The sequence below is a fragment of the Fusibacter sp. JL298sf-3 genome (assembly GCF_053842995.1).
Genome location: NZ_CM132608.1, coordinates 1,225,152 through 1,249,921, shown reverse-complemented (window position 1 = coordinate 1,249,921; position 24,770 = coordinate 1,225,152). Strand labels below are relative to the sequence as shown.

25 protein-coding genes and 1 riboswitch are annotated in these 24,770 nt (G+C 45.0%); of the genes, 23 read left to right on the top strand and 2 right to left on the bottom strand.

Going from position 1 to position 24,770, the window contains the following annotated elements; genetic code table 11:
* Window positions 1-4 precede the first annotated feature (4 nt).
* The 7 genes from ACR6HW_RS06190 (at window position 5) to ACR6HW_RS06160 (ending at window position 8,662) form a co-directional block, all read left to right on the top strand.
* Window positions 5-1,609, top strand: a complete 1,605-nt coding sequence (locus tag ACR6HW_RS06190) for an ABC transporter substrate-binding protein (RefSeq protein WP_455730278.1) — start codon at window positions 5-7, stop codon at window positions 1,607-1,609.
* A 220-nt stretch (window positions 1,610-1,829) separates the two neighbouring features.
* Complete coding sequence (locus ACR6HW_RS06185; RefSeq protein ID WP_455730277.1) at window positions 1,830-3,443, top strand: ABC transporter substrate-binding protein; 1,614 nt, start codon at window positions 1,830-1,832, stop codon at window positions 3,441-3,443.
* Entirely contained in the window at window positions 3,436-4,440 is a 1,005-nt protein-coding gene (locus ACR6HW_RS06180; protein ID WP_455730276.1) for an ABC transporter permease, read from the top strand. The genes ACR6HW_RS06185 and ACR6HW_RS06180 overlap by 8 nt, the downstream gene beginning before the upstream one ends.
* Window positions 4,427-5,284 (top strand): ABC transporter permease, encoded by an 858-nt coding sequence (locus ACR6HW_RS06175; RefSeq protein ID WP_455730275.1) that lies wholly within the window; start codon window positions 4,427-4,429, stop codon window positions 5,282-5,284. Before ACR6HW_RS06180 ends, ACR6HW_RS06175 begins: the two co-directional genes overlap by 14 nt.
* 11 nt (window positions 5,285-5,295) lie before the next feature.
* The gene (locus tag ACR6HW_RS06170; protein ID WP_455730274.1) at window positions 5,296-6,729 is read left to right on the top strand and encodes an ABC transporter ATP-binding protein; all 1,434 of its coding nucleotides are present in this window, start codon (window positions 5,296-5,298) and stop codon (window positions 6,727-6,729) included.
* 135 nt (window positions 6,730-6,864) lie between these two features.
* Entirely contained in the window at window positions 6,865-7,323 is a 459-nt protein-coding gene (locus tag ACR6HW_RS06165; protein WP_455730273.1) for a peptide-methionine (S)-S-oxide reductase, read from the top strand.
* 160 nt (window positions 7,324-7,483) lie between these two features.
* On the top strand, window positions 7,484-8,662 hold the full coding sequence (locus ACR6HW_RS06160; protein WP_455730272.1) for a YcjF family protein: 1,179 nt from the start codon (window positions 7,484-7,486) through the stop codon (window positions 8,660-8,662).
* A gap of 220 nt (window positions 8,663-8,882) precedes the next feature.
* On the opposite strand, the gene ACR6HW_RS06155 is transcribed toward ACR6HW_RS06160, so the two are convergent.
* The gene (locus tag ACR6HW_RS06155) at window positions 8,883-9,230 is read right to left on the bottom strand and encodes a DUF6176 family protein (protein ID WP_455730271.1); all 348 of its coding nucleotides are present in this window, start codon (window positions 9,228-9,230) and stop codon (window positions 8,883-8,885) included.
* Window positions 9,231-9,384: 154 nt separating this feature from the next.
* Here ACR6HW_RS06155 and ACR6HW_RS06150 point away from each other — a divergent pair, with 154 nt between their 5' ends.
* Both ACR6HW_RS06150 and ACR6HW_RS06145 read left to right on the top strand, forming a co-directional pair.
* A complete protein-coding gene (locus tag ACR6HW_RS06150) occupies window positions 9,385-10,254 on the top strand; it encodes a hypothetical protein (RefSeq protein ID WP_455730270.1) in 870 nt (289 codons plus the stop codon).
* A complete protein-coding gene (locus tag ACR6HW_RS06145; protein WP_455730269.1) occupies window positions 10,251-10,709 on the top strand; it encodes a GNAT family N-acetyltransferase in 459 nt (152 codons plus the stop codon). Before ACR6HW_RS06150 ends, ACR6HW_RS06145 begins: the two co-directional genes overlap by 4 nt.
* Here ACR6HW_RS06145 and ACR6HW_RS06140 read toward each other — a convergent pair.
* Window positions 10,696-11,520 carry a deoxyribonuclease IV gene (locus ACR6HW_RS06140; RefSeq protein ID WP_455730268.1) on the bottom strand — a complete coding sequence of 275 codons (825 nt, stop codon included), beginning with the start codon at window positions 11,518-11,520 and terminating at the stop codon, window positions 10,696-10,698. The genes ACR6HW_RS06145 and ACR6HW_RS06140 overlap by 14 nt on opposite strands.
* 115 nt (window positions 11,521-11,635) lie before the next feature.
* Between ACR6HW_RS06140 and ACR6HW_RS06135 the strand changes: the two genes are divergently transcribed.
* The 14 genes from ACR6HW_RS06135 (at window position 11,636) to lpdA (ending at window position 24,770) form a co-directional block, all read left to right on the top strand.
* Complete coding sequence (locus ACR6HW_RS06135) at window positions 11,636-12,073, top strand: 2-thiouracil desulfurase family protein (protein ID WP_455730267.1); 438 nt, start codon at window positions 11,636-11,638, stop codon at window positions 12,071-12,073.
* A gap of 265 nt (window positions 12,074-12,338) precedes the next feature.
* Complete coding sequence (gene phnD / locus ACR6HW_RS06130) at window positions 12,339-13,196, top strand: phosphate/phosphite/phosphonate ABC transporter substrate-binding protein (RefSeq protein ID WP_455730266.1); 858 nt, start codon at window positions 12,339-12,341, stop codon at window positions 13,194-13,196.
* A gap of 12 nt (window positions 13,197-13,208) precedes the next feature.
* Window positions 13,209-13,940 carry a phosphonate ABC transporter ATP-binding protein gene (phnC, locus tag ACR6HW_RS06125; RefSeq protein ID WP_455730265.1) on the top strand — a complete coding sequence of 244 codons (732 nt, stop codon included), beginning with the start codon at window positions 13,209-13,211 and terminating at the stop codon, window positions 13,938-13,940.
* Window positions 13,888-14,721, top strand: a complete 834-nt coding sequence (gene phnE, locus ACR6HW_RS06120) for a phosphonate ABC transporter, permease protein PhnE (protein WP_455730264.1) — start codon at window positions 13,888-13,890, stop codon at window positions 14,719-14,721. Before phnC ends, phnE begins: the two co-directional genes overlap by 53 nt.
* A gap of 97 nt (window positions 14,722-14,818) precedes the next feature.
* A complete protein-coding gene (locus ACR6HW_RS06115) occupies window positions 14,819-15,418 on the top strand; it encodes a DUF445 domain-containing protein (RefSeq protein WP_455730263.1) in 600 nt (199 codons plus the stop codon).
* Between the two features lie 81 nt (window positions 15,419-15,499).
* The gene (locus ACR6HW_RS06110; protein ID WP_455730262.1) at window positions 15,500-16,651 is read left to right on the top strand and encodes a GGDEF domain-containing protein; all 1,152 of its coding nucleotides are present in this window, start codon (window positions 15,500-15,502) and stop codon (window positions 16,649-16,651) included.
* Between the two features lie 10 nt (window positions 16,652-16,661).
* Window positions 16,662-17,036 carry a response regulator transcription factor gene (locus ACR6HW_RS06105; RefSeq protein ID WP_455730261.1) on the top strand — a complete coding sequence of 125 codons (375 nt, stop codon included), beginning with the start codon at window positions 16,662-16,664 and terminating at the stop codon, window positions 17,034-17,036.
* On the top strand, window positions 17,026-17,664 hold the full coding sequence (locus tag ACR6HW_RS06100; RefSeq protein WP_455730260.1) for a chemotaxis protein CheC: 639 nt from the start codon (window positions 17,026-17,028) through the stop codon (window positions 17,662-17,664). The genes ACR6HW_RS06105 and ACR6HW_RS06100 overlap by 11 nt, the downstream gene beginning before the upstream one ends.
* The gene (locus ACR6HW_RS06095) at window positions 17,645-18,607 is read left to right on the top strand and encodes a diguanylate cyclase domain-containing protein (protein ID WP_455730259.1); all 963 of its coding nucleotides are present in this window, start codon (window positions 17,645-17,647) and stop codon (window positions 18,605-18,607) included. The genes ACR6HW_RS06100 and ACR6HW_RS06095 overlap by 20 nt, the downstream gene beginning before the upstream one ends.
* A gap of 182 nt (window positions 18,608-18,789) precedes the next feature.
* Window positions 18,790-18,870: riboswitch (glycine riboswitch) on the top strand.
* Window positions 18,871-18,981: 111 nt separating this feature from the next.
* A complete protein-coding gene (gene gcvT, locus ACR6HW_RS06090; protein WP_455730258.1) occupies window positions 18,982-20,085 on the top strand; it encodes a glycine cleavage system aminomethyltransferase GcvT in 1,104 nt (367 codons plus the stop codon).
* 84 nt (window positions 20,086-20,169) lie between these two features.
* Window positions 20,170-20,553 carry a glycine cleavage system protein GcvH gene (gcvH, locus tag ACR6HW_RS06085; RefSeq protein WP_455730257.1) on the top strand — a complete coding sequence of 128 codons (384 nt, stop codon included), beginning with the start codon at window positions 20,170-20,172 and terminating at the stop codon, window positions 20,551-20,553.
* Window position 20,554: 1 nt separating this feature from the next.
* A complete protein-coding gene (gene gcvPA / locus ACR6HW_RS06080; protein ID WP_455730256.1) occupies window positions 20,555-21,901 on the top strand; it encodes an aminomethyl-transferring glycine dehydrogenase subunit GcvPA in 1,347 nt (448 codons plus the stop codon).
* A complete protein-coding gene (gene gcvPB, locus ACR6HW_RS06075) occupies window positions 21,898-23,355 on the top strand; it encodes an aminomethyl-transferring glycine dehydrogenase subunit GcvPB (RefSeq protein WP_455730255.1) in 1,458 nt (485 codons plus the stop codon). The genes gcvPA and gcvPB overlap by 4 nt, the downstream gene beginning before the upstream one ends.
* Window positions 23,356-23,363: 8 nt before the next feature.
* Window positions 23,364-24,770 (top strand): dihydrolipoyl dehydrogenase, encoded by a 1,407-nt coding sequence (gene lpdA / locus ACR6HW_RS06070; protein WP_455730254.1) that lies wholly within the window; start codon window positions 23,364-23,366, stop codon window positions 24,768-24,770.

The following is a 24,770-nucleotide window of genomic DNA, read 5'->3' as shown; positions in this document are numbered from 1 at the left end:
CACAATGAAAAGACTAATATTACTGGGAGTCGTTATATGTATTTTTATTGCTGGCTGCGATAATATGTTTATTCCACAACATCAGAACTCTTTGCGTAATTCTGATGAGGCCGTATTATACTTGGGGCCGTTGAGTGAACCGGTAATGGGCTTTGACCCAATCGCTGGATGGGCGAATGTAGATGGTGTTAGCATATTTCTTAGCAGCTTGCTTAAACAAGATACAAATATGAATATTGTTGAAGATTTAGCTGAAAGCTATGCTATTAGTGAAGATGGGCTATCCTATACCTTTAGTATAAGGAAAGAGGCTAAATTTTCAGACGGGAGTAAGGTGAAAAGCAGTGATGTAGCATTTACTTATGATAAAGCAGCTAAAAGTGGTCAGGTTGGGAATTTATCGGTAGTTGATTACGTAGAAACGCCTGATGAACTTACAGCTATTATTCATTTAAAAGAACCAAATTCATTATTTCTCTATTCTGTTACTAGATTAGGTATTGTTCCGGAACATTCATATAGTAACGGCTTCTATCTTAATCCAATTGGCTCCGGCCCTTATAAGCTTGAGTTATGGGAACAAGGTAAGCGATTGATTGCAAAAGCGAATCCCGATTATTATGGAAAGCAACCTTTTCTTAAAACGATAACGGTACTCTTTTTAGATGAAGACGATGCTTATAGAGCTGCTCAAAATGGGGAACTGGATTTCTACTTTGTTTCAAGGCGTTATGCGAACGAAAACATCCCCGGAATGGATTTATTACATTTTAAAAGTGCAGACAGAGTGAATATTTCATTGCCGAATGTACCTGTCGGAGCAGTTACCCGTGCTGACGGACTTCCAGTAGGAAATAACGTAACCTCAGATGAATTCATTCGTCATGCGATTAACGTAGGGATTGATAGGCAATCCATTACGGATAAAGCGCTTTCCCAATATGGAAAGCCTGCTTATGATTTGGTTGATGAAGAAATGCCGTGGTTTAATGAAGAAACCTCTTATGAGGACAACAATATCGTTTTGGCTAAAACTATATTGCAATCCGGTGGTTGGGTTGATACAGACGGAGATGGCATTGTAGATAAAAATGGTGTAAAGGCAAAGTTTGACCTCTATGCTGCATCTGATAATAAGACCTATCAAGAAATTGCGCAGCTTATTTCCAGTCAAGTTAGTCAATTGGGAATTGAAATAAATGTCAAAATTAAAAGTTGGCGTGAAATAGATAAATTGCGATATGCCAACCCATTTGTCCTTTTATGGGGGTCTCTTTCCCCTATCAATATTGAATATCTCTATTACAGTTTAAATAGTGGAAACGGATATTTTAATAGTGCTTATTATCACAACAATACCGTAGACAACTATATAAAACTCGCACTTCGCTCTACCTCAAATGAAGAGGCAAACAAGTATTGGAAATTAGCACAATGGGATGGAAATACCGGATTTAGCAACAAAGGAGATGCTGGATGGTTGTGGTTGGCCAGTATGGATCATATTTTTCGTGTTAAGACGGGTCTGAATATTGGAGAACAGGGCATGCAAAATGCTTCAAATGGGTGGGCTATTATGCACAACATAGCCGAATGGCAGTGGGACTGAAAGAAAGATATATTTTTAAAAACAGCGGATTTTAGATCGCTGTTTTTATTTTGGCTAAAACTTGATATGAAAATTATACCTCACATAAATTCGATTTTGTAATTATGAAACATTATGAAATCAGAAGTGAATATATTGTGTTTGAACTTGATTTTTTATATATTAAGTGACATGAGTTAGATTTGGCTAACTATATTAAAAAAATAGGAGGTTCTTTCAAATGAAAAAACTATTAGCACTGATGATGGTATCTGTGCTGCTTTTAACGGTGGGGTGTTCATCCACTACGACACCATCGGATAGCAATGGGCAAGCAAGTGCAAAGACAGAAGAGGCAATACTGTATCTTGGAGAGTTAGGTGAACCTTCAATGGGATTTGACCCTATTCTTGGCTGGGCTAATGTGGACGGGGTCAGTATATTTCACAGTAATTTGCTTAAACAAGATAAAAACATGGATATTGTAGCAGATTTGGCGGAAACCTATGAAATCAGTGAGGATGGTAAATCGTATACATTCAAATTGAAGGATGCTAAATTTTCCGATGGAACTAAAATTACAAGTAAAGATGTTGCCTTTACGTATACAAAGGCAGCGGAAACCGGATATGTTGGCAACCTAGATCAGATAACAAGTATTGATACTCCAGATGACAATACGGTTGTAATCAACCTCGAACAACCTAATTCGCTGTTTATTTATGCAGTGATTCGTCTTGGAATTGTACCTGAAAATGCTTATGGGGAAGGCTACGGGAAAAATCCTGTCAGCTCTGGTGCATACAAGTTGGTGCAATGGGACGAAGGACAGCAGCTAATCGCAGAAATAAATCCCGAATACTTCGGAGAAAAACCTAAAATAAAGAAGCTTACTGTACTTTTCCTTAGTGAAGAGGCCGCTTTTGAAGCAGCGAAAAAAGGTACTTTAGATGTGTATTATGTGCCGAGCGTATATACAAGTCAGGATGTTAAAGGAATGGAATTGGTTCACTATAAAAGTGTTGATGTGCAGAATATCGGATGGTCTGTTCAGCCTTCAGGTGCAGTGACGCGAGAGGACAGACTTTCGGTAGGAAATGATGTAACATCGGATATTGCCATTCGTAAAGCAATTAATATTGGTATCGATCGCCAAACTCTTGTTGACGGCATTCTTGGAGGCTACGGAAGTCCTGCCTATGATTTGGTAGACCCATCTATGCCTTGGTACAATTCCGACACTGAATATAAGGATAATGATGTAGAAGGTGCAAAAAAAGTACTAGCAAACGCTGGCTGGGTAGATGTAAATGACGACGGCATCGTTGAAAAAAATGGATTAAAAGCTGAAATGACGATTGTGGCTGCATCCGGAAACAAGGGCTATCAAGGCTTAGCCATGGCTGTATCAGAAATGGCTAAACAGTTTGGGATTCAAATTAATGTGGAAAGCAAAAGCTGGGAAGAAATTGATACGCTTATTTACACACAGCCCTATGTACTGGCTTGGGGTTCTAAGGATCCGATTAACATCCAATATATTTTTGACAGTGTTAACATGGGTAAGGGTTACTACAATAGTGGCTATTATAAAAATGATAAAGTTGATAAATATATAAATCTTGCTTTGCAAGCGGATACACAGGAAGAAGCCTATCAGTATTGGAAAAAAGCACAATGGGATGGGCAGACGGGACTTAGTACTAAAGGCGATTCCCCTTGGTTATGGCTTGTAAGATTAGATCATGTATACCGCATCAAGCATGGACTGAGTATTGGCGACCAAGGTTTACAAAGCGCTTCTATGGGATGGGCACTTTTACACAATGTAACGGAGTGGTCTTGGGATGAATAAAAATGCACTTAAATTTATAGGGAAGAAAACAACAAGGGTGGTGTCACTTTTAGTGGCACTATCCATACTCTCTTTTTTGCTCTTAATTGTTTCCCCTGTCGATCCAATTCGTGCCCATTTAAGCACGCAATCCAGTTCCACAATGAGCGTCGAGCAGAGAGCGAAAATTGCAGAGTACTGGGGATTAGAGAAGCCGCCTTTAGAACGGCTTGCCAACTGGGGAGGCAATGTTCTTCAAGGAGATTTAGGGATATCTATGATTTATAATCGCCCTGTGTCTGAAATTTTAGGAAGTCGATTTATGGCGTCATTAGGTATTATGTTTCTTGCATGGTTGTTATCTGGTATTTTAGGATTCGTAATGGGAATTGTGAGTGCATATTTCAAAGATAAGCCTATTGATAAAATTGTCAAATGGTATTGCTTAATGCTATCTTCCAGTCCTGTCTTTTGGATTGCTTTATTGATTTTGCTTGTTTTTGGATCATGGCTTGGATGGTTCCCAATTGCACTCTCGGTACCGGTTGGAAAAGTAGCAGTAGACGTAACCATATGGGAACGTCTATATCATATGATACTTCCAGCATTTACGTTAAGTGTGGTCGGTGTAGCAAATATTACACTTCATACTAGAGCAAAGCTCATTGAAGTAATGGAGAGCGAGTATGTTCTTTTTGCAAAAGCAAATGGCAAAGTTGGGTTGAAGTTAGTCGTACAGCATGGTTTAAGAAATATCGCATTGCCTGCGATTACTCTACAATTTTTGTCTTTTAGTGAGTTGTTTGGAGGTTCTGTACTGGTAGAGCAAATCTTCTCCTATCCAGGACTGGGCAGTGTTGTTTCGGAGGCGGGGACCAAGGGGGATATGGCACTTCTTTTAGGCACTGTATTAGCCAGTGCATTGTTCGTATTTACAGGAAATTTAATAGCAGACATTCTCTATTATGTAATTGATCCTCGTATGAAGGAAGGAGGTGTCTTGAATGGAGGCCATTAAGAAAACTACTACTATAAACAAAAGGCAACTAAATAATCGTCAGAAGATGGTGATTAGCATAATTCTTTCTTTACTATTTTTAGGATTTGTCTTGGCACTTAGCTTTGTACTGAGTGATTCAAAAATGGCAATGGATTTCTCCTCACAAAAAATGCCACCCTCTTTTAGAAATCTATTTGGAACAGATTGGTTAGGGCGTGATATGTTGACAAGAACGATGAAAGGATTAACCCTTAGTGTTCGTATCGGTTTAATGTCCTCAATTATTAGCGTAGGAGTTGCAGTGCTTTTGGGAATTATAAGTGCGACTTTGGGAAGGTATGTAGATGCCTTTGTGTCATGGCTTGTAGATTTGTTTTTAGGTATCCCTCACATGGTTTTAATGATTTTAATATCCTTTGCCTTTGGTGGTGGAGCAAAAGGTGTTGTGATTGCTGTTGCGTGTACGCATTGGCCCGCACTTACTCGTGTTGTAAGGGCAGAAGTATTACAGATTAGGACTTCTCATTATGTTCAGGTTTCAGCGAACATGGGAAAAAGCAGAATGTATATTGCCTTTATGCATATTCTTCCTCACTTGTTGCCACAACTTTTTGTAGGATTTGTTCTTTTGTTTCCCCATGCAATTTTACATGAGGCATCATTGACTTTCCTTGGATTTGGGCTGTCTCCATTAAAACCTGCTATCGGTGTTATTCTCTCTGAGGCTTTGCAATATCTTTCCACTGGCATGTGGTGGTTGGTGGTTTTCCCCGGTCTTGCACTTTTATCGGTTGTTCGATGCTTTGATGCCATCGGTACCAGCTTGAATAAATTGCTTGATCCATACACCAGTCAGGAATAGGAGGAAAAAAGATGGCAGAAAACAAACAGCGCCCCCTTTTGGAGGTTGAAAATTTATCTATTGGATTTGAACAATATGTAGAGCGCTTTAAGAGAGACGTGATACAACCGATTAAAAGCCTTAATCTTACTGTAAATAGAGGAGAAGTAGTAGCTATTGTTGGAGCAAGCGGTTCCGGAAAAAGTCTATTGGCACATTCTATCATGGGGATTTTACCTAATAATGCGGTTGAAAAGGGCGTGATACGTTATAACGGAGAAGTTCTTACACAAAAGTCTAAGGAGGAATTGCGAAAGTCTGATATTGCACTTATTCCCCAATCAGTCAACTATCTTGACCCGCTTATGCAAGTAGGAAAACAGGTGCAGAGTATCATATACAAGGGCAATTCTGAAACCAAACAAAAACTTGCATTTGACAGATACAAACTTGGACAACGAGCAGACTGCCTTTATCCTTTTCAATTGTCAGGTGGGATGGCACGCCGAGTGCTGATTACAACGGCTGTTGTAAGAGAACCGAAATTTATCATTGCAGATGAGCCTACTCCTGGACTAAGTCCTGATTTGGTAAAGGAAACCTTAAAAAATCTTAGGGAGTTGGCAGATGAAGGCTGTGGAATTTTGATGATTACCCACGATATCGAGGCCGCTATTCAAGTTGCTGACCGTATTACTGTTTTCTTCGACGGTGCAACAATTGATTCTGTTAATAAAGAGGATTTTAGAGGAACAGGAGAACACTTAAAACATTCATATACACGAAAATTATGGCAGTCCTTGCCTCAAAATCAGTTTGTAGAGGTGAATGAAATCAGGTCAATGTCTGCTACGAATAGAAGTGAGGCATTGCAAGGTAAGGGGATTACTTATTGCTATAACAACTGCGAAAACATTTTCAATGATTTTGACATTACAGTCCGTTCCGGCGAAATTGTAGGTTTAAAAGGTCCTAGTGGTCGAGGAAAAACGACTCTTGGAAAAATACTGGCAGGATATGCCAAACCACAAAAAGGAATTGTGACCGTAAATGGAAAGACACATGTTTCCGGAAACTATAATCCGGTACAACTTATATATCAGCACCCTGAAAAGGCTGTAAATCCTCGATGGAAACTTAAAAAGACTTTGACAGAGGCTTTTGAGCCGGATAAGGAAGTTCTGAGAGCGCTTGGTATTAATGACGCATGGCTTGGACGATACCCTCACGAGCTGTCAGGTGGAGAGTTACAGCGTTTTTGCATTGCAAGGGTTTTACACAAGGATACCCGTTTTCTGATTGCTGATGAGATGACAACAATGCTCGATGCAATTATGCAGGCACGAGTATGGGAAATTATCTTACATGCTGTAAAAAAATACGATATGGGACTATTGGTTATCAGCCACGAGAACAGTATCATCGAGAAACTGTGTGACCGATCCATTGACTTGGAGGCTATTTAAATCTTTAATGATGGATAGGCATTATGTTTGCGTAAATGGTAATAAAATTATACTGCAGGGTCGAAAAAATGTCATGTACAGTAGTGGTACATGACATTTTTCTTGGTCGTGGTATACTAGAAAAGTGCCTGTAGATTGTCTGGTATCAGAGCAGCGGCTTTTAACAACAGAACTGACAGAAGGCGTTTTCATATGGAAACCATTTATTTTGCCGGTGGATGCCTCTGGGGCGTTCAGGCGTTTATTAGAACATTAAAAGGTGTGGTTGCAACAGAGGCGGGACGGGCGAACGGCAGTACTTGTACGCTAGAGGGGCCTTATGACGGGCATGCCGAATGCGTTAAGACCGTATTTAATCCAAAGGAAGTCTCTGTTTTTCAGTTAATGACGTACTTCTTTGAAATCATCGACCCATACAGTGTCAATAAGCAAGGTGAAGATGTCGGAGAAAAATACCGAACCGGTGTCTACAGCAAAGACCCCAGCCACTTGGAGCAGGTGAAGCGGTATATTTCCAATAGGGAAGATTCTGAAAAAATCGTCGTAGAAGTTCTGCTATTGAGTAACTATGTGCGAAGTGCTGAAGAACACTAAGATCGTCTGGAGAGATGTCCTGAGGACTATTGCCATATACCCGATGACATTCTAAATAAGTACAAAGAAGAACACTAAGCATTTATTACAATGGACTCTTGTAGCACCTAAAATTAGGCCTCTTAATAGCTGTTCAAAGTATTTAAAGGAGATAGCAACTATGCAGAAAGGTAATGTGTTGGTTATCGGCAATTCCGGCGTCGGAAAATCCACCTTGATTAATGCGGTTCTCGGAGAGGAAAGTGCTGAGACGGGCTGGGGAACTGAAGGAACCACAAGGGCACTGGCAATCTACGAAAATTCAAAAGTCCCTTTTAGGGCAATCGATACCGTTGGGTTTGAGCCATCTTTTACAAAGGCGCTAAGAGCGGTAAACGCCGTAAGGAAGTGGTCTAAGAACAGTGCTGTAGAAGACGATCAGATGAGGACAATAAATGTCATATGGTTTTGTGTCGATGGGACGTCGAGCAAACTGTTTGCGAAAACGCTAAAAGACCTCTCCAGAGCAACAGCGCTTTGGCCCTCTGTGCCGGTAATTGTCGTCATTACAAAGTCTTATTCGATGCCTGAAAGAGCGCAAAGTATCCAAATGGTCAAAGATGCTTTTGCAAAACAGAAGCGTTTTTTAAAGCGACTGAGAAACGTCATCCCCGTTGTTGCCTCAGCGTATGTTTTAAATGCACATGCTTATGCGGCACCGGAGGGAATTGCCGAGTTAATCGATGCGACAAACGCCTTGATGCCCGAAGGTATTAGAGCCGGAGAAAAAGACATTGCGGCGTTTAAGCTCAGTCGCAAACGGGCGTTGGCACATGGTATCACGGGCATTTCAACCACGGCGGCAGCGGTGGTGGCAGCTGTTCCGATTCCATTTGCCGATGCACTGATTCTTGCGCCCATTGAGTTGGCTTTGGTCAATGCACTGGCGCAGCTCTATGATGTCGGAAAAGATGAAACCTCAAAGCGTTTTCTAAACTCGATAGTGGAAGTCGGTACAGTTGGCGTCGCTGCAAAGACAGCGATAAGTGCTTTAAAAGCGATTCCCGGAGTTAATTTAGGTGCGAGCGTTTTAAACGCCATTATTGCAGGAAGCATCGTCGCCGCATTGGGAGAGGGCTCAATTTATGCTTTTGAACAAGTTTACTTGGGAAAAAAGAGTGTATCTGACACACAATGGGTGAAAAAAGTCATGGAATCGAAATTCTCTTCGCAATTTGTTGAGATGGTAGCTGCTGTAGCCGCCAAAGCAACACCTACAGCGGATTCTAAGACAATTGTACGCCTTGTGTCGGAAGTCTCAAAAAAGTTTGCTTCAACGTCTGGGGAAGAAAAGACTTAATAGACCGGTCTTTGAAATGTACTAATGAAAACATAATTTACAACGTTCTAATCTTGCACTTTGATTTAAGTTACTGGGCGTTTTCAAAGCGCATAAAATAGATGGGTTAAAAATGTGTTGTGGAACCAAAAGAGCAGTATAGTAAGCGTAATAGTGTAGGGGCACCGCGAAACTGATGTGCCCCCTTAGAAAAGCCATCCACTTAAGCGGATGGCTTTTTCTACACAGACCAAGTGTTAAATTGAGGGACGCCTGGAATCACCTGAACGCGCTCTCGGTCCACGCAACGGTTCATGTAGTCAAAATGTTGCTTGTCGAAAGCGTTTTCGCTGTTCCAAGCGGTGTTGTTGGATGCTTCAATGGACTTTGAAGCAAAAACCATGTACACATAAAGCCTCTCGTCTTCGACATTTTTAAAATAGGTTTCATAATAGGCTTTTTCATTGTTAAGCATCTCGACTATTGCCGATGGGGGAATGCTTTCTAAAAACTTGAGCCATTCTTCTGCTACAGGTTCTTGCCCCTTAATAATAGGCATTTTATAAAGAACTACTTCCATTTTTTTCATAGAAACCTCCTGTTTATAAAGTGAGAATTGTTATCAATCACATCTTATCACATTTTATCGTATACTGGTGAATAAAAGGATACAATTATTAAGATATTGATGGTATGATTAAAAGAGTTCAAGCATAGGAGGGAACAGTATCGAACCATATAAATTGACGAAAAAAGAACTCAGTGATAAAGACAATCGAGAAGTAAAATTTGACAACAAATGCAAAAAAGCAGAAGAGACCCTTAATAAGGCCCCTAAAGAAGCACTTCCAGACCTCCGGCGCAAGCTTTGTTACAAGCTGACAGCCAACGATTCCAACGCGGTCTCGGCATTTCAAAGTACAGTCATCAGTTCTGTGGCACTTGTTTTTTCAGGGCTGTCTTTTCTGACAGGTGTTCAGAGTGGCGTAGACGCTTTGGGTGCAGAGGGGTTTTGGAGGAGCGCTCTATTCATAGTAAGTTTGATTTTTACCGCAGTCCTCGCAGGCTACGCCATTTGGCATATTTGGACGAGTCGTAAAACGCATCAAAACGCCTACAATCAGGCCCTTTACACCTACCAGCTCGACCTCGTCGACCGTTTGCTAGCCGCATCTATTGTCGAAGAAACACCTAAAGAAGCGCTTAAAAAAGCGTCTGAACAGACTGACGATAAAACGGCGTTTAAAGCCCCTTCAATCGTCTACATAGAGCACCCGTCCGCCTCGACGCCATCAGACGACCTCATCGAGGCCATTGTTCAGCAGGTCAAAGGCCTCATCCCGGATCCGGTCCCTTTAGGGGCGGAAGTGAAGGCGGCAGTAACGCCGCTACAAGAGGACATAGCTGAACTCAAAGTGCTTTTGACCTCAAAAGACACGGTTTCGACGTCGATTTCCAAAGCGCCTATAGAAAAACTGGTGGCCTCGTTAAAGCTCGTTTCACTCAATGCACAGATTGAAGCGAGCAAATCGGGGACGCATTTTAAAGCGGTTGCAGACGAAATGCAACGGTTAATAGCGGAATTAGAAAAAGAATTGGAGGCGATCATATGACCCTATACAGTTTGAGAAATCATCCGGAGAAACTCGACACCATGAAGACCTACATTAAAGACAAGTGGGCAAGTGAAGACAGCAAATACGTCTATGACGATTGCTTGGAGCACACCGTCGGTGCAGAGGCGCCGCTACCGCAGTGGTATCTAATGGAAGACGACGGCGTGCCGATTGGCTGCGCAGGACTTATTACCAACGACTTTATCAGCAGAATGGATCTCTATCCTTGGCTGTGCTCACTATACATCGACCCCGAGTATCGCGGTCAGCGACTTGGGGGGTGTTTTTTAGAGCAGGCAAAAAAAGACGCATTGGAAGCGGGGTTCCCATACGTCTATTTGTGTACCGATCACATTGGTTACTATGAAAAATTTGGCTTTGAATACATCGGAACCGGCTACCACCCTTGGGGAGAGTCGTCTCGATTGTACAGGGCGTCTACAGCCCTTTAAGCAGCGCAATCTCATCGCCGTACTCTTTTACCGTACACGGTGTTTCGAGGAAAAACGGCAAATCTTTGAGTTTCGGATGCTTGATAATGCGGGTAATGGCTTCAAGCCCTAAGCTGCCTGCTCCGATTTTCTCATGTCGGTCTTTGTGGCTCTCAAAAGGATTTTTGCTGTCGTTGAGATGGATGGCGTAAAGCCTATTGAGACCGATAACGGCGTCAAAAGTGTCGAGCACACCGTCCAAATCGTTGACGATGTCGTAACCGGCGTCGTAGACGTGGCACGTATCGAGGCAAACGCCCATCAAATGCTTGTGCTCGACGCCGTCGATGATGGCACGCAGTTCCTCAAAGCGGCTACCGACTTCACTGCCTTTTCCAGCCATAGTTTCAAGTAAAATTTTATTGGGTTGATCCGCTTTCAAAACGCGGTTCAGATGGTCTACAATTTTGCGTATGCCCATCTCCACCCCTTGGCCGACGTGGCTGCCGGGGTGAAAATTGTACAGCGTCCCCGGAAGGTGACGCAGTCTTTCAAGGTCGTCCGCCATAGCCATTTCGGCAAAAGCCACCGTTTGCGGCTTGTCAGAGCACGGATTTAACGTATAGGGCGCGTGCGCCAAAAGTGGGGCAAAGTCGTTTGCCTCCATAAGCGCTATCAACGCCTTGATGTCGTCGGGATCCAAATCCTTGGCCTTGCCGCCACGGGGGTTTCGGGTAAAAAACTGAAACGTGTTGGCGCCGATGGAAAGGGCTTCGCGCCCCATGTGTGCGTACCCTTTAGAAACAGATAAATGTGCACCTATATTGAGCATGATGTCACTCCTAACATTGTTTTTATAAAGAGTATATCATGTCGTCAAGGGGAACACAAAATCTGAGGAATTATTAACAAAAAGATACTTTCGTATGAATATTCAAGGAGGCCAAATGATACTCGTCAGTGCGTGCCTCATAGGAGAGCCTTGTCGTTACGACGGTAAGGCGACACCTGTGGTGGCATTAGTGAAACTCTATAAAGAAGGAAAAGCCATAGCGGTTTGTCCTGAAGTCTTGGGTGGTTTAAAGACACCGCGCCCTTGTGTGGAACTTCAAACGACAGAAGGTGGTTTGATAAGAGCGTTAGATGCCGAGGGACGAGATGTGACGCAAGCATTTAAACGAGGTGCTGAGAAAACCCTTCAAATTGCCGTTGAAAGCGGCTGTGCAAAGGCCGTTCTCAAGTCGAGAAGTCCATCTTGTGGAAAAGGACGTGTATACGACGGGTCTTTTGAAGGCGTCCTCGTCGACGGAGACGGTATAACAGCGGCCTTACTAGAGGCGAACGGCATCGAGGTGGTTACTGAGAGTGCATACGCGGATGAGTAGTTATGCATCTTATAGAATAAATATGCACCTGAATACAACGCCATAAACACAACTTATAAATACTAAAAATATATAAAAACAATCTATTGGTTTGACAAGACAGGTTTTTATATAATGGAAAACGGTACAACGCTTACAAGGTTGTACCGTTTTTTTAATCGACCTATAAGGTGGTGGGACGCCGACGGTCGCGAGAGAGTGGTAGAAGCCTTGGGCGCTATGGCATCTCGTTTATCTTATTAAAAATTATATTTTGGAGGCATGCATGAAAAAAATCGTTTCATTGTTATTGGCAGCACTGCTTTTATTTGCATTTACCGCTTGTGGTAAATCAGATGAAGATGTTTTTAAAGTTGGGATTATTCCAAATGAGAACCATGAAGAAATGCTGAAAATCAACGAACCATTGCGTACTTATCTAGAAGAAGCCCTTGGACAGCCGGTTGAATTGTTCGTTGCATCGGATTATGTCGGCGTTATCGAAGCGATGAATGCAGGGGAACTGGACATCGCTTATTATGGGCCTTTAACATATGTTCTCGCCAAAGCTAAAACAGGTGCCATTCCACTGGTTAAGGCTGAAGTGAAGGGCAGTCCGACATACCACTCGATTATTATTACGAAAAAAGACAGCGGGGTATCTACTTTTGAAGACCTCAAAGGTGGCATCTTTGCCTTTGGCGACCCTGCGTCTACCTCGAGTCACCTTATGCCAAACGCTGTATTGAGAGAGCACGGCATCGATCCAGATAAAGATGTGGAAAAAATATTTACAGGCGGCCATGACGCCGTGGCACTGGCTGTAGCAAATGGAGAAGCGCTGGCAGGCGGTATGAACGAAAACAACTACAAACACCTTGTAGAAGAAGGCGTTATTGACGAAGACGTCGTAACTGTACTGCACAAGTCAGACGCCATTCCGGAATACCCTTGGGCGGCGCGTAAAGATCTCGATCAAGAACTGGTAGACAAGCTGATTGAAGCGTTTGTCGCCATTGACGACGAAGCCATATTAAAACCGCAGTTGGCAACTGGATTTGTTCCGGCTCAAGACGAAGACTACGATGTCATTCGAAACCTCGTCGACATTTTGGAACTGGATTTAGAAGAACAAGTAAAATAGATTGAGGTCGATATGATTACCTTTAGAGGCGTGAGCAAACGCTACAGCAAAGAGGTCGAAGCCCTTAAAAACGTCACATTGACCATCGGAAAAGGCGAAATGGTGGCCATATTGGGGAAGAGCGGTTCAGGAAAATCCACGTTAATACGCTGTATTAACGGGCTTGTACGCCCCTCAAATGGCGATATCACCTTCGACAACCGGTCGGTGACCACAGCAGATGAGAAGACCTTGAGAACTATTCGCAAAGACATCGGCATGGTGTTTCAGAGATTTCACCTCATGCCTCAAAAAAGTGTGGTTAAAAATGTATTGGCCGGTCGGCTCGCCTATCATGGTGGGCTGTCCGGTCTATTCGGCCGTTTTGATGACGCAGAGGTCGACTTGGCACATCAGGCACTCACCCGTGTGGGCTTAATGGACAAGCTCTCTGCAAAAGCAGAGCATTTAAGTGGGGGACAGATGCAGCGTGTCGCTATAGCCAGAGCACTGGTTCAGCAGCCTAAGTTGATTTTAGCAGACGAACCGGTGGCGAGTTTAGATCCTAAGAGTTCAGAAGAAGTGCTCGATCTCTTTAAAGATATTCACAGACGAGAAGCCATAACGGTTGTCATGAACATGCACAACGTGGAACAGGCGCTCAAGTATGCAACGCGCATTATTGGACTTAACAGAGGGGAGGTCGTATACGATGGCAAAGCGGAAGACGTCGACGCATCCGTTCTCAAAAATATTTACGCGTAGCCACTCGGCAGAAGGGGACCACAAGGTGCGCAATTTGCTCTTATGGGTCATTTTCCTCGGCATCAGCATGGTTGCCACCGATGTTTCAGCAGTGAAACTCTATAAGGGCCTAGGCAACATGGGGCACCTGATTTCCAGAATGCTCCCACCGGATTGGCAGGTTTTGCCCAAAGTGGGATGGCTCGCCGTGGAGACCATTCAAATTGCCTTTGTAGCGACTTCTTTTTCAGTGTTACTCGCAATCCCTTTGAGTTTTTTAGCGGCTAAAAACATCACACCGAGTCGAGGCATCTACCATTTAATGCGCAACGTATTAAATTTTTTAAGGGGCATACCCGAGCTTATTTTTGCACTGCTCTTTGTAACCGCTGTTGGGTTGGGACCTTTCGCGGGAATTTTAGCGCTCACTGCCCATACGACGGGGGTTTTGGGGAAAATGTTTGCAGAATACATCGAATCGTCGGATAAAGGACTCAGAGAAGCGATGTTATCCACAGGTGCCAACAAGCTTCAAGTCATTGTCTGGGGCATCTTGCCGAGCATTATGCCGCAAATTGTGGCCATGACGTTTTATCGCTTTGAAGTCAACGTACGTTCTGCAACGGTTTTGGGATTTGTAGGTGCCGGCGGTATCGGTTTCTTCCTACTGACAAACATGCGGCTACTCAACTACAAGGTGGCGTTGACATGTATCCTCGTCATTTTACTCATGGTGGCTGTCATCGACTATATCGGCACCTTTGTTAAAGACGACAGTCGAGAGGTCGATAACTTTTTATAGCCAGATAACTTTAAAAGTGCTAAAATAGCATAGGACTTAATATTCAGTAAACCAGCTGTAGTCGGGCTGGTTTTTGAAGTTTTTTTGGAGGATGTATATGTTGATAAAGTTAGTGCTTATGGCGACAATTGGCGCTTTTATAGGGTGGACCACCAACGTCATCGCCATCAAATTGTTGTTTAGGCCAATTCACCCGGTCAAGGTACCGCTGTTGCCGTTTTATATACAGGGGTTGATGCCGAAGCGCAAAGCGGAAATTGCCAAGAGTATCGGGGAAACTGTTGAGAAGGAACTTATCTCCGTAGAGGAGATTATGGATGAACTGATAGAGAGCGTCGACAAGACACAGGTTATTGAGCAGATGCAGGTGTACATTGTCGAAATCGTTAAAGAAAAAATGCCGGCAATGGTGCCGAGCATGTTTAGAGGGATGATTTTGAATTATGTGCATGACATCATTGCCTCAGAAGGTGAGCGCTTAATCAATGAGCTTTCTGAAAAAGTCATTCATCACGCCACTGACAAAATCGACATGGCGCAGATGATTGAAGACAAAATCAACGCCTTCCCAATGGAAGAGCTGGAAGCCCTCGTTATTAGAATAGCACAAAAAGAACTTAAGCACATCGAGTACCTCGGCGGTCTCATCGGGTTCTTTATCGGGGTTCTACAGTGGGTATTGGTACTTTTGATTTAGTCGTTGATGCACTTTGGGGATAATGATATACTCTAGTATGGGACAAAAGTAGGTTAAGCTTAACAGCAACGAGGTAAAACAATGGACGCACTCATCTTCACAGGATTTATTCACAGTATCTCTTGGCTGATTACTGAATACTGCATCAATAGGAACAACGCCGCAATAGGCTTGAGACAAATGGCAAAAGCGCTGTGCTTGCAGGCCGTCAATCTGGGACTCTTCGTCTTTGTATTGGAACTGCCTTATATGCTCGCCATCGTTATGCTAATCGTCTTTCAAGCTTTAATCGATTACGCAGTCTTCGAAAACAATATGGTGTATTCCCTGTTTATCACGGCGCTTTTTTTCGTTTCAGTCGTATACGGGCGCATGCTTTTACAGGGCGGGTTTTACTTTTTGTTTAAAGGTGAAAACGCAGCATGGCTTGACGGGACGGTTACCGTGCTCATCTACGCGGCGACTGTTGTCGGCGCGTGGTTTTTCAGCCCTTATGCGACGTTGATTCACGACACATTACACATTAAGCGTCGATTGGCGGCATTTTTAGTTGTTTTAAACGGTTTTTTCCCCATGTTGGCTTATGGCACTTTTGCCTTTATCAAAAGTACACTCAATCCGGCGATTTATTTTGTGCCGAGGGCTTATAAAATAGGGTTGGTTGTAGAAATCTTTTTCTCAACGATGGTTTTGTTTTACTTTGTGATGTCTTTTTTGTTGCTTTATTACTATATGAAGTACAAAAATAAGTCTGAGTTCGACGATATGACGAAAATTTACAACAAGACGGCAGGGTTAAATCGATTGAATCTCTTGCTTCAAAAGTCGAGAGTCCATCAAAAGCCCTTGGCCGTGGCGTTTATAGATGTAGACGCATTAAAGAAAATCAACGATGCTTACGGACACGATATGGGGGACATCGCCATAATTAAAGCCGCAGAGATGATGCTGGCCAATATTCGTCAAACAGATGCCTTGTTTCGATATGGTGGCGACGAGTTCGTCCTCGTCCTTTACGACAGTGACGAAGCGATAGCAGACAAGTTCTTCGCGCGTATAGAAGAGGCGCTTTTAACGCTGAGTGCCTCAGAAGACTACCCGTTTGTAGTGACGTTTAGCTATGGGGTTCAAGTTTACAAAGGACGCGAGACAGTAGACGCTGAGACCTTAATTATGAAAGCCGATCAAGAAATGTACAGGAGAAAGTTTTCGAAAAAAGTACCTGTGTGCTAAGGAGTTTAAAATGAGAATTGTAATAGCAGATGATGCTTCTTTTATCAGACAAATTATTCAGCGCGTCGTCCGTCAGAAATTCGATGCGGCAGAGATTGTCACATGTGAGAACGGCGCAGTTGCTTATGAAGCGATACGAGCAGCTCAGACCGACTGGTTGATTACCGATTTGCTCATGCCGGTTATGACGGGACAAGAGCTGATTAAAAAGCTTAGAGGAGAAGGACATCTGCCGAATACAGTGGTGATTTCGGCAGATGTGCAGCGCGGGACAAAAGATGAGCTCAAAGCGCTGGGTGTCGAACACTACATTAACAAGCCGCTCAATCCGGAAAAGTCGGCAGCACTAGTGGCTTTAATTGAGGGAGAAGGTCATGCTGAATGAATTGCAAAAAGACCTGCTTAAAGAGTATGTCAACGTCTTTATCGGAAAAGCGGCGGGCATGTTGTCTGAGATGGCCAATCAGCGCGTACTGCTCACCGTTCCGGAAGTGGAAGTCATCAATACGACCTACAACATAGACCGTCAAAGTGGTCTTTTTAAACACGGCCATATTGTTTCGTCCTCCATGCAATTTGGGGATGATTTTAATGGAAAAGCCCTTTTGATTTTTAGTGCAGACAAGGCCAAGCTCTTGGTGGATTCTTGCCTCGGCATCGAGCCCAGTACAGGTCAAAACCAAGACATGGCGTTGATGGATACCGACTTCGACGTCTTAAAAGAAATCAGCAACGTCATACTTAATTCTGTTGTGGGCGAGTTTTCCAATCTCGTTGAAACCACCGTCGAGTTTACCATTCCGGATATTGAACTGGTCTTTGTCGGCGAAACTGAACAAGTAGAGGTTTTAAAGAAGAACGTCTATATGCTGTTGATGCATACGAGTTTTACCCTAGAGAAGACGGCAATCGACGGGGTCATTATCATTGCGCTGGGAGTCAACTCCCTCAAACGCCTCATCGATCGATTAGACGCCGTAATAGGAGCATGCGATGAAGACTTTTATCTATGATCTTCTGGACAAACTCAACATGGGCATCGTCGTTATTGACGACGCGTTTAGAGTGGTTTATGTCAACCGGTGGATTGCTTCAAAAATGTCGGTGTTATCGGATTCGATTGTCAGCCATTCCCTAGAGGCGCTGTCCGATAAGTTTGCCTTACCGGCTTACCGAAAAGTGGTTGAACAGGTCTTTGAAACCGGTCGCGGCCGCTTTCTTTCAGGTGCCATACACCAGTCGTTTTTTGTCGGTGCTGACGATTTGGCAGGTGACAGCATCCGTCAGAATCTTCAACTGGAGAGACTGAATTATCAGGGGAAGCGCGTCGTTATGATACAGGTGACCGATGTGACAGCACACAACTATAAGGTCAAACACATGCGGCATTTTATAAAAAAACTCGAGGTGGAGAATTCGAGTATTAAGCAAAGTGAGGTGCAGTCGCGCATAATGGCGTTACACGATGCACTGACGCAAATCCCCAATCGGACTTTCTTTTTAGAGCGTCTAAAAGAAACCGTCGCATTAGCAGATGAAAAGGCGTCGGCTTTTGGTTTGTTTTTTATCGATATGGACCATTTAAAGCCCATTAACGACACTTATGGACACCAAGTGGGGGACGATGTGATTAAGACGTTTGCCGAACGCCTTAAAGAGAGTATTAGGAGTTCGGATTTCGTGGCGCGCCTCTCAGGCGACGAGTTCGCCATTATTATGACGCATGAAAGCAGCCGAGCGCATCTCGAAATGGTGGCGCGTCGTATTCTGGAATCGGTCAGGGCCCCTATATATGCAGGGGGACATACGATTTATCTGACGTGTTCCATCGGGATCGCGCTTTATTGTGGAGAAGACGTTTCGGAAGAGGCTTTAATCGACAAAGCGGACCGGGCTTTGTACCAAGTTAAGCGGAACGGCCGGAACGGTTATAAGTTCTATACGCAAAATTTATAAGAAAATTAGAAAAAATCAAAATTGATATTGAAAAAACTGTTTCAAAGGCATACAATGACAGTAGAACAAACATATACCGTTACCATTTGACGATGATGTGAGATATTCTGCAAGAATAGCCGAAGGCGCAAGTTGTATGTCTGCCGCATATGATGAAACTCTCAGGCCCCATAAGCGTTATCTGATGGAACTCTGGAGAGCTCTACAATTCATGTAGCACCGAAGGCGACGAAACGCTCAGGTAAAGAAACAGAGGCGTGCAAGGCAGCTTATAGCTATTCTTGTGCGTTTTTTTTATATCATCATAGCAAAAATCGCATAAAAACAGTTGCTGGGGGTATAAATCTCCTAGTGATAAAAAAGGAGGCATTGAAATGGAAGCAGTAAAGAAGACAGCGCTTTATGAGGCTCATGTCAAAGCCGGCGGCAAGGTCATCGACTTCGCTGGGTACGCGTTGCCCGTACAGTACGAGGGCATTATGGAAGAGCACGAAGCGGTGCGAACGAAAGCGGGCATCTTCGACGTATCTCACATGGGTGAAGTCGAAGTCAAGGGTGAAGGGGCTGAAGCATTTGTTCAGAACCTCGTTACCAACGATGTTACGCTCCTCGAAGACCGTCAGATTCAGTACGCCATGATGTGTTATGAAGACGGTGGTGTCGTAGATGATTTGCTCGTCTACAAGTACGACCGCACACATTTTTTCCTCGTCATTAACGCCAGCAATGTGGCCAAGGACTACGAGTGGATGCAGAAACAGGCAAAAGGCTATGAGATCGATTTGAAAAATGTGTCGGAAGACTATTCTGAAGTAGCCCTTCAAGGACCGCTCGCCCAAGAGATACTTCAAAAACTTACCGACAAAGACTTGAAAACCATTGGCTTTTTCTACTTTGATGAAGCGGTTTCAATAGATGGGATTTCCTGCATTGTATCGAGAACCGGCTACACAGGTGAAGACGGTTTTGAAATATACACAGCCAATGAGAACATCGTGGCGGTGTGGGAAAAACTTATGGCTGTCGGCGCGCCGATGGGGCTAAAACCGGCGGGACTCGGTGCAAGAGACACACTGAGATTTGAAGCGACATTGCCGCTGTACGGCAACGAAATAGACAAAGACATTTCACCTTTAGAGGCGGGATTTGGCTTCTGCGTCAAGTTGACAAAAGACGCATTTATCGGAAGAGACGCGCTGATTAAGCAGAAAGAAGACGGTCTGAAGCGCAAAATTGTCGGTTTTGAGATGGCCAAAGGCATTCCGAGACACGGTTATCCAGTGCTTAAAGACGGCGAGACAATCGGTCACGTGACGACGGGCTACTTGTCGCCGACGCTTAAGAAGAACATCGGATTGGCGCTCATCGATGCCACTTATGCCGTTATGGGTGACGCCATTGAAATCGGCGTCCGAAAAAAAGTTATGCCTGCGACAATTGTCAGCAAACGTTTTTATCAAAAAAACTACAAGAAATAGTATAAAAAAGCGTAAGCTTTTTTAGTATAGGGCGACAGAGCGCCCTTTTCATACAAAACACTTTGCAAAAACGAGGAGGCTATTATGAAAATCGTAAATGGACTTTATTACACGGAAGATCACGAATGGGTAAAAGTTGAAGGTAAAAAAGGTTGGGTTGGCATCACGGATTTTGCACAGGATGCGCTAGGTGACATCGTCTATGTCGAAATGCCTGAAATCGATGAAACATATGATGCAGAGGACAACTTCGGTACGATTGAATCGGTTAAGGCGGCATCGGATATGTTGATGCCTGTGACCGGTAAAGTTGTCGCTGTCAACGAAGCACTCGACGATGATCCGGCACTTCTCAACCAAGACGCTTATGCAAATTGGATTGTCGAAATTGAAATCGAAGATGAAGGGGCTTTGGCGTCATTGATGGACGCAAAAGCGTATGAGGCGTTCTGCGAAGAGGAGGCATAATATGTTCCCATATATTTCTCACACTGAGCAAGACATTAAGGCGATGCTCGATCGCCTGGGGCTCGACAGTGTGGATCAATTGTTCAGTGATATACCGGCTTCAATTCGCCTCGACAGACGTCTGGACATCAACCCGCCGCTTTCGGAAGTTGAAGTACAGAAGCAACTCGGCAAGTTGGCACAGAAGAACTGCGCAACAGATGCCTTAGTTTGTTTCAGGGGGGCAGGCGCCTACGATCACGCCGTCCCAAGTGTCGTCCATCACATCACGTCGAGGTCTGAGTTTTATACCGCTTATACCCCTTATCAGCCGGAAATCAGCCAAGGGACGCTGAGAGCTATTTTTGAGTTCCAAACGATGATTGCGAACTTGACTGGGCTTGAAGTATCCAACGCCTCTATGTACGATGGGGCGACTGCAACTGCCGAGGCGGCAATGCTGGCTGCCGGCAGCCAAAAGGGCGATACGGTCGTTGTATCCGAAGCCGTTAATCCCCAGACGCGAGAAGTGGTAAAAACTTACATGCGCTTTAAAGACATCAAGGTGGTAGAAGTGCCTGTGGACAGCGATGGCAGAACTGATGCTGCGGCACTTGAAAGCGCCGTTGACAGCAGTACTGTCGCGGTGATTATGCAATCTCCAAACTTCTTTGGCGTCGTTGAAAATCCCGAAAGCGCCGTGTCGCTAGCACATGACAACAAGGCGTTGATGGTACTGAATGTCGACCCGATCTCACTGGGACTGTTAAAGACGCCCGGTGCTTATGGCGTAGACATCGCCGTCGGAGAAGGGCAGCCCCTGGGCAACGCTTTAAACTATGGCGGGCCCTATCTCGGGTTCATGGCCTCTACGAAAAAACTGATGCGCAAGTTGCCGGGACGTATAGCGGGACAAACGGTGGATGTCGATGGCAAACGCGCGTTTACTTTGACGCTACAGGCGAGAGAACAACACATCCGTCGTGAAAAGGCGACGTCTAATATTTGCTCAAATCAGGCACTTAATGCACTTGCAGCAACTGTTTACATGGGATTGCTCGGCGCTGACGGCCTGAGAGAAGTGGCAGAACAGTCGGCGAAAAAAGCGTATTATCTCAAAGAAAAACTCGAAGCGACAGGTAAGTTTAAGCTGGTATACAATGCGCCGTTTTTCAGGGAGTTTGTCATGGAGACCACTGAAGAGGTAGAGCGCATCAACGAAGAGCTCGCGGCCAAAGGCTTTTTGGGCGGCTACAACCTCAACCGCGATTACGAGAGCGATCAACCGCGGGTGTTGTTCTGTGTCACTGAAAAGCGTACCAAAGAAGAGATGGACGCGTTTGTCGAAGCATTGGAGGCCATCTTATGAAGAATTACGATAAATTGATATTTGAACTGTCGGAAACAGGCAGACGCGGCTATAAACTGCCGCCGTCTGAGGTCGACATGGACATAACGGCTGTGTTGCCAAGTGATTTGCTAAGAGAAGAAGCGCCTGAACTACCGTCGGTAAGCGAACCGCAATTGGTCAGACACTACACCCGATTGAGCAATTTGAATTTCGGTGTCGACACCGGTTTCTACCCACTGGGTTCGTGTACCATGAAGTACAACCCTAAAATCAACGAAGATATGTCTTCGCTGACGGGCTTCAGCACATTGCATCCGCATACAGAAGGGCCGCTGGCACAAGGGGCCTTGGAACTCATGTACGATTTGGCGGGTAAGCTAAGTGAAATCGGCGGTATGGACGCGTTTTCGCTACAGACTACAGCAGGCGCTCAGGGTGAGTTGGCTGGTTTGATGATTATCAAAGCCTACCATCGTAAAAATGGCGATACCAAGCGGACGAAGATAATCGTGCCGGATTCGGCACACGGTACCAACCCTTCCAGTGCTCACGTCGCAGGTTTCGATGTGGTGGAAGTGAAATCGGCACCGGACGGTTCTGTCGACCTCGACAGCTTAAAGAGTGTTTTAAGTGACGAAATCGCAGGGCTGATGTTGACCAACCCGAGCACACTCGGTTTGTTTGAACGCAACATCGTCGAGATTTCAAAGCTGGTACACGAAGCCGGCGGTCTGCTTTACTACGACGGCGCCAACCTCAACGCCATTATGGGCAAAACCCGCCCCGGCGATATGGGATTTGATGTCGTTCACTACAACTTGCACAAGACGTTTACTACGCCACACGGCGGCGGTGGCCCAGGAGCCGGCCCTGTAGGGGTTAAAAAGCACCTCGAACCGTTTTTGCCGAAACCGGTGGTTGCTAAAGACGGCGACCGATATTTCCTCGATGAAGCGCGGCCGGACAGCATCGGTCGCATGAAGGCCTTTAACGGCAACTTCGGCATATTGGTTCGCGCCTACACCTATATTCTGACGATGGGGGCAGAGGGGTTGAAACACGCTTCAGAAATGGCGGTTCTCAACGCCAACTACCTACAGGCTCAGTTAAAAGAGCATTACGCACTGCCTGTAGACACCATCTGTAAACACGAGTTTGTTCTCGCCGGTTTAAAGGACGAGTATTCTGCTTGTAGCACATTAGATGTGGCCAAGCGCTTGCTCGACCACGGTTTCCACCCGCCGACCATCTATTTCCCACTGATTGTTCCAAACGCGATTATGATTGAGCCGACGGAAACGGAGACGAAAGAAACGCTAGACGCCTTTGCCGATGTCATGATTCAAATCAGCAAAGAGGCGGCAGAAACACCTGAAGTGCTTAAAGAAGCCCCGACGACTACGATTATCCGACGTGTCGACGAAGTCGCTGCAGCACGTCAACCGGTGGTTAAATGGGAGAAGACTAAGTAGGAGGCGTTATGCAAAAAAAGGTTGCCGTCATCGGTGGCGGTCCAGGGGGCTATGTAGCGGCCATTCGCTTGGCCCAGCTGGGCGCGGAAGTCACCTTAATTGAAAAGCACAAAATCGGCGGCACCTGTTTGAACTACGGGTGCATACCGACAAAGACGCTGTACAAAAACGCAGAAGTCCTGCGGACATTAAACGACGCCGAAATCTTCGGCGTCACCATTGAAGGCATGCATGTCGATGCCGGTAAAATAGCAGCGCGCAAAAACGAAGTCGTGCACCAATTGGTGTCGGGCATCGAGCAGTTGATTAAAACAAACGGCATTGAAGTGATTGAGGGAACGGCAGCCTTTAAAGGTGCGGGCGAACTCTCTATTCAACCGGAAGAGGGCGCTGTATACGAGCGCACCTTTGACGACGTGATTATCGCAACGGGCTCTGTCCCTTCCCTCCCACCGATAGGGGGGCTCGAGACAGAAGGCGTCGTGACGAGTAAGGAACTCTTGGATTTTAAAGAAATTCCTAAAAAGCTCATTGTCATTGGCGGCGGTGTTATCGCCATGGAATTTGCCTGTATTTTTTCTGCACTGGGTGCAGAAGTTGAAATGGTTATTCGAAGTGACCGCTGTCTGAGAGAAGTTGACGGGGAAATCGCCAAGCGTTTCACCGCATCGCTTAAGAAAAAAGGCATTACCCTTCATAAAAACGTGCAGATGGAGCAGATTGAAAAGACCCCAGAGGGGGTGCGACTCGTCGGCCGTCAGAAAGAGGCACCAGTTGCTTTTGAAGGCGATACACTGTTGGTTTCCACAGGAAGAAAGCCTTATTTTGAAGGGCTCAACCTCGAGGGCATTGGTGTACAGACGGAAAAGGGGATTGTCGTAGACGCCCATTACAAAACGTCTGTAGACCACGTTTACGCCATTGGCGATGTCAACGGACACATGCTCTTGGCTCACGCCGCCTCGCATCAAGGCATCACTGCGGCAGAAGCGATTATGGGTATTGAGCCCGAAGGGTACAACGATGTCGTGCCGAACTGTATTTTTGTATTCCCTGAAATTGCCTGTGTGGGTCTCGACGAAGAACGTGCCAAGGCGAAGGGCGTTGCCATCAAAAAGAGCAAGTTTCCCTTTGTGGCAAACGGCAAAGCGCTCAGCATCGACGAGACAGAGGGCTTTGTAAAAGTTATCACCGATGAGAACGACATCGTCCTCGGCGTGCACATCATGGGGCCGCATGCCTCAGACCTTATACATGAAGGGGCGCTGGCCATCACTCAAAAATTACACGTTAGCGAAATCGGCAAGACCATCCATGCGCATCCGACACTGGGCGAAGCTTTTGCCGAAGCGAGCATGGGCATTTTAGAAACCGCCATTCACTTGGCGCCTAAAAAAAAGAAAAAGGAGAGATAG

Coding starts and splice junctions, on each gene's coding strand:
- gcvPA (WP_455730256.1), top strand. CDS start 20,555: ATGTTCCCATATATTTCTCACACTGAGCAAGACATTAAGGCGATGCTC.
- gcvH (WP_455730257.1), top strand. CDS start 20,170: ATGAAAATCGTAAATGGACTTTATTACACGGAAGATCACGAATGGGTA.
- lpdA (WP_455730254.1), top strand. CDS start 23,364: ATGCAAAAAAAGGTTGCCGTCATCGGTGGCGGTCCAGGGGGCTATGTA.
- ACR6HW_RS06160 (WP_455730272.1), top strand. CDS start 7,484: ATGCAGAAAGGTAATGTGTTGGTTATCGGCAATTCCGGCGTCGGAAAA.
- phnC (WP_455730265.1), top strand. CDS start 13,209: ATGATTACCTTTAGAGGCGTGAGCAAACGCTACAGCAAAGAGGTCGAA.
- ACR6HW_RS06095 (WP_455730259.1), top strand. CDS start 17,645: ATGAAGACTTTTATCTATGATCTTCTGGACAAACTCAACATGGGCATC.
- ACR6HW_RS06105 (WP_455730261.1), top strand. CDS start 16,662: ATGAGAATTGTAATAGCAGATGATGCTTCTTTTATCAGACAAATTATT.
- ACR6HW_RS06180 (WP_455730276.1), top strand. CDS start 3,436: ATGAATAAAAATGCACTTAAATTTATAGGGAAGAAAACAACAAGGGTG.
- ACR6HW_RS06175 (WP_455730275.1), top strand. CDS start 4,427: ATGGAGGCCATTAAGAAAACTACTACTATAAACAAAAGGCAACTAAAT.
- ACR6HW_RS06140 (WP_455730268.1), bottom strand. CDS start 11,520: ATGCTCAATATAGGTGCACATTTATCTGTTTCTAAAGGGTACGCACAC.
- ACR6HW_RS06110 (WP_455730262.1), top strand. CDS start 15,500: ATGGACGCACTCATCTTCACAGGATTTATTCACAGTATCTCTTGGCTG.
- ACR6HW_RS06135 (WP_455730267.1), top strand. CDS start 11,636: ATGATACTCGTCAGTGCGTGCCTCATAGGAGAGCCTTGTCGTTACGAC.
- ACR6HW_RS06115 (WP_455730263.1), top strand. CDS start 14,819: ATGTTGATAAAGTTAGTGCTTATGGCGACAATTGGCGCTTTTATAGGG.
- ACR6HW_RS06155 (WP_455730271.1), bottom strand. CDS start 9,230: ATGAAAAAAATGGAAGTAGTTCTTTATAAAATGCCTATTATTAAGGGG.
- ACR6HW_RS06145 (WP_455730269.1), top strand. CDS start 10,251: ATGACCCTATACAGTTTGAGAAATCATCCGGAGAAACTCGACACCATG.
- ACR6HW_RS06170 (WP_455730274.1), top strand. CDS start 5,296: ATGGCAGAAAACAAACAGCGCCCCCTTTTGGAGGTTGAAAATTTATCT.
- gcvPB (WP_455730255.1), top strand. CDS start 21,898: ATGAAGAATTACGATAAATTGATATTTGAACTGTCGGAAACAGGCAGA.
- phnD (WP_455730266.1), top strand. CDS start 12,339: ATGAAAAAAATCGTTTCATTGTTATTGGCAGCACTGCTTTTATTTGCA.
- gcvT (WP_455730258.1), top strand. CDS start 18,982: ATGGAAGCAGTAAAGAAGACAGCGCTTTATGAGGCTCATGTCAAAGCC.
- ACR6HW_RS06100 (WP_455730260.1), top strand. CDS start 17,026: ATGCTGAATGAATTGCAAAAAGACCTGCTTAAAGAGTATGTCAACGTC.
- phnE (WP_455730264.1), top strand. CDS start 13,888: ATGGCAAAGCGGAAGACGTCGACGCATCCGTTCTCAAAAATATTTACG.
- ACR6HW_RS06185 (WP_455730277.1), top strand. CDS start 1,830: ATGAAAAAACTATTAGCACTGATGATGGTATCTGTGCTGCTTTTAACG.
- ACR6HW_RS06190 (WP_455730278.1), top strand. CDS start 5: ATGAAAAGACTAATATTACTGGGAGTCGTTATATGTATTTTTATTGCT.